This window comes from uncultured Cetobacterium sp. (genome assembly GCF_947039425.1).
In the GTDB taxonomy this organism is placed as follows: Bacteria; Fusobacteriota; Fusobacteriia; order Fusobacteriales; family Fusobacteriaceae; genus Cetobacterium_A.
In genome coordinates this window covers 1-3,377 of the sequence record NZ_CAMQYW010000218.1, presented here as the reverse complement: position 1 = coordinate 3,377, position 3,377 = coordinate 1, and the positions used below count along the sequence as shown (strand labels likewise).

3 protein-coding genes are annotated in these 3,377 nt (G+C 28.6%); all 3 read left to right on the top strand.

Annotation, left to right across the window (positions count from 1 at the left end; all coding sequences use genetic code 11):
- The first annotated feature begins 416 nt into the window (after window positions 1-416).
- Complete coding sequence (locus Q0V09_RS09440; RefSeq protein ID WP_297406082.1) at window positions 417-662, top strand: hypothetical protein; 246 nt, start codon at window positions 417-419, stop codon at window positions 660-662.
- A gap of 147 nt (window positions 663-809) precedes the next feature.
- Window positions 810-2,321 (top strand): ABC transporter substrate-binding protein, encoded by a 1,512-nt coding sequence (locus tag Q0V09_RS09435; RefSeq protein ID WP_297488877.1) that lies wholly within the window; start codon window positions 810-812, stop codon window positions 2,319-2,321.
- 11 nt (window positions 2,322-2,332) lie between these two features.
- Window positions 2,333-3,377: M20/M25/M40 family metallo-hydrolase (locus tag Q0V09_RS09430; RefSeq protein ID WP_297488874.1), on the top strand; the 1,045-nt coding region annotated here is incomplete at its 3' end.

Here is a 3,377-nt window from a genome sequence, read left to right as displayed (position 1 = left end):
TCGTGACTGGAGTTCAGACGTGTGCTCTTCCGATCTATAGCTATGCAGGGACCTTTTTCTAAAGAGCTAAATATAGCTATGATGAAGCAATTAAATATAAAATATTTAGTAAGTAAAAAAGGTGGGAATACAGGTGGAGAACAAGAAAAAATAGATGCAACAAAAGAAGTTGGAGCAATTTCTTTATTTTTATCAAAGCCTATTATAGAATATCCTATTTTTTTTGAAAATATAGATATTCTTTTAAAATACTTATTAAAACGATAAGTTAGACTACACAAAATGTACAAAAAGTTAAGTTAAATGGTTATCATATATTAAAATGATAGTTCTAATATTCATTATTTATATAATGACATTGACATTTTATATGAAAAGGAGTATATTTACATTATAAAATAAATGTGGAGGAAGAAATGAAAAATAAGATTGCAATGATTGTAATTTTTACGTTGGTAATGTTTGTTAATTTATATGCAAAAGGTGGAAAGGGAACAATTTTCAACAATATAAAAATGAAACTAAAAAATCCAGCAATTTCCAAAACATCAGAGATTATTACATATACTAATGGAAACTTTTCGGATATAAAGAATGATGAAATAGATTCAAATTTTATAAGCCAACAAAATGTAAAATTTATAATAGATAAAATGAATTAGATTATTTTAGATAAAGTATTTATGATGAAAAAAGAAGAAAAGACCGAGTAGACACGGTCTTTTTTTTTATTATATAAAATTAAATTTGATTTTTAGAGAGTTTAATTGTAAACTTGTAACACTTAAAAAAAAGGGGGTCTATTTATGATGAAAAAATTTATAAAATTAGGACTACTTACATTAATTACAGGGATGACTTTATTAACGGGATGTGGAAAAGAAAAAAAGGAGGTAAAGGATACTCTAGTTTTTGCTCAGTTATCTGATCCAAAAACACTTGATCCACAAAATTCAACAGATCAATATTCACAAAATGCTATAGCTCAAATATATGATAGATTATTTGAGATAAATGAGGATACAGGGGAGCCTATTTTAAGTATAGCGAAAAGCTTTAAAAGAGAGGGCGTAAATACCTTAGTGATTCAATTAAAGGAAAAAGTTAAATTTCATAATGGCGATTTCTTAACAGCAGAAGATATAAAATTTACAATAGAAAGAGCTAAAAGTAATCCAAGAGTGGCTCATCTTTATAAATTAATAGAAAATATAGAAATAATAAATGATCATGAAATTAAAGTAATTACAAGTGAAGCTTTTGCTCCGCTGATGAATCATCTTAGTCATAAAAGTTCATCTATTTTAAATAAAGAAGTTTATGACAAGATTGGAGAAAAAGCATATTTAGAAAATCCAATTGGAACTGGAGCTTATAAAATGAAGAGTTGGGATATGGGAGATAGAATGGTTTTAGAAGCTGTTCCTGGATATTTTAAAGGTGATGCTAAAATAAAAACAATAGTAATGAAAGGGGTTCCAGAGGAAAACAGTAAGGTTATTGGACTTGAAACAGGCGAATTAGATATGGTTTTAGATGTACCAGCTATTGCTTGGGAAAATATAGAAAAAAGTGACAATATGCAAATAGAAACAAAAGCGTCAACAACAACAGGATATTTAGGTCTTAATACAAATAAAGGGATTTTAAAGGATAAAGATATAAGAAAAGCTATTGCAATGGCAATTAATAAAGATGCAATAATTGAAACTGTATTTTTAGGGAAAGTAACGAAGGCAGAGCAAATGCTAGCACCTCCTATTTTTGGACATGATAAGAACATAAAAGCACTATCTTTTAATCCAGAAAAAGCAAGAGAAATAATTAAAGAAAAAGGGTTAGAAGGAGAAAAGTTGAGAATAGTGGTAAGTAGCCCAGAAAGAGTTCAAATGGCTACAATTATTCAAGATCAATTGAAAAATGTGGGGTTAAATTTAAAAATAGAATTAATAGAATGGGGAACTTTTTTAGCAGAAACAGGTGCAGGAAATGTAGATATGTTTATAATGGGATGGGGTCCTTCAACATATGATGGAGATTATGGATATTATCCAAATATTCATTCAGATCAAAGAGGAAGCGATGGAAATAGAACTTTTTATTCTAATGAAAAAGTTGATAGATTGCTTGAAATGGCTAGAAGTGAATTAAATGTTGAAACTAGAAAAAATTATTATAAAGAGATTACTCAAATAATAATAGAAGAAAATCCAATTATTCCTTTATATCATAATAACGCAGTATTTGGAATTAGCAAAAAATTGAAAAATGTTAAAGCAGCAGGCTATCCTGAGTTTTATAAATATGAGTATATGAATTAAGGAGGAATAAAATGAAAGGTTTAGAGTTATTAGAAAAATTATCAAATTTACATGGTGCACCAGGTTTTGAAGATGACGTAATAGAGTTTATGAGTCATAATACGAGTTATGAGTCAAATAGAGATTCAATTAATAATTTATATTTAAGTAAAAAAAATAGTCATTCAGAAAAACCAGTAGTTGCTTTAGATTGTCATAGTGACGAAGTTGGATTTATAGTAGAAGGAATCAATAGAAATGGAACGATATCATTTTTACCATTAGGGGGATGGCATGTTGCTAATATTCCAGCTCATGCTGTAAAAATAAAAAATTTAAAAGGTGAGTATATTGATGGAGTGGTCGCCTCAAAACCTCCTCATTTTATGACTCAAGAAGAGATGAATAGATTGCCTAAATTAAATGAATTGACAATTGATATAGGGACAAGTTCATATAAAGAAACAGTTGAACTATATTCAATTGAAGTTGGAAATCCGATAACTCCAGATGTTACATTTAAATTTGATTCAAAAACACAAGTTATGAGAGGGAAAGCTTTTGATAATAGATTAGGATGCGGAGCAGTTTTAGAAATATTAGAAGATGTAAAAGATGAAGAATTAGAAGTTAATGTAAAGGGGATTGTTACTGCTCAAGAGGAGTCAGGTTTAAGAGGCGCTCAAGTTGCAGGAAATAAAATAAAGCCAGATTTTATTATCATATTTGAAGGAAGTCCAGCGGATGATACATTTAAAGATGAATTTAGTTCAAAAGGTGCTATGGGAAAAGGAATACAACTTAGAGTAGTGGATTCAGGTATGATTTCTAATAGTAGAGTGTTAAATTTTGTAAAAAATATAGCAAAAGAAAATAATATACCTTATCAATTAATAGCTAGAAGTGGAGGAAGTACAAATGGAGCGAGATATCATACAAGTGGAGAAGGAATACCTTGTATAGTTATAGGAATGGCAACAAGATATATTCATACTCATTATACTTTTGCTTCTTTAAAAGATTACAATGATGCAGTACTTTTAGGAAAAAAAATATTAGAAGGATTAAATAAAGAGA

What these genes read in the sequence shown, in the direction of transcription:
- Q0V09_RS09435 (WP_297488877.1), top strand. Translation starts at nt 810, where the DNA reads ATGAAAAAATTTATAAAATTAGGACTACTTACATTAATTACAGGGATG.
- Q0V09_RS09440 (WP_297406082.1), top strand. Translation starts at nt 417, where the DNA reads ATGAAAAATAAGATTGCAATGATTGTAATTTTTACGTTGGTAATGTTT.